The following is a 529-nucleotide window of genomic DNA, read 5'->3' as shown; positions in this document are numbered from 1 at the left end:
GAACGCAGGCCAGGCAGATAGTGCCACGTTGAAAGAACTCAGGGGCTTACGGGGAGAACTGAAAGCTTTGGCAAGCGACACGCAGGTTGGCGCCGTTCTGCGTCATATCGATCAAGCCCAAAAGGCGGGCATTGAAAAGCTGACCGTTCTCCCCGGCCGCGACGGTTCTGCACGTGACGCCATTTATGCCATCGGGCGGGCTGCCGTGCGTAGTCTTGACTTGCAGGACGATCAACGAGCAGTGCAAGGTATGAGTGCCGAACAGACACGATCCCCAGCATCGTGGTTCAATCGGGCCAGCCAGAAACTTTCTGGGCCGGAAGAAACACCCCCTCAGCCAAATAGCCCAAAATCACGTGGCCCGCAGTTTGGCTAGTTCCTGCTGAACTTAATCAGGCCGATGGCGTCTGATGAGACGTTCTGCGTGATCTATCGCACGCTCCTGTTCCTCATAATTGATGGGAGCAAACGTGGGCGCCGGCTCTACCGGCCGGATGTCCACGTTCTCATCTGGAGGACAGGTTTCCTG

Annotated in this window: 1 pseudogene; it reads left to right on the top strand. The window is 57.1% G+C overall.

The window, feature by feature from the left end:
• Positions 1-376 (top strand): annotated as a pseudogene (locus tag CSR02_RS02000) (Fic/DOC family protein); the annotation flags it as partial.
• Positions 377-529 lie beyond the last annotated feature (153 nt).

Source organism: Acetobacter pomorum (assembly GCF_002738225.1).
In the GTDB taxonomy this organism is placed as follows: domain Bacteria; phylum Pseudomonadota; class Alphaproteobacteria; order Acetobacterales; family Acetobacteraceae; genus Acetobacter; species Acetobacter pomorum.
This window is presented reverse-complemented; position numbering and strand designations above follow the sequence as displayed.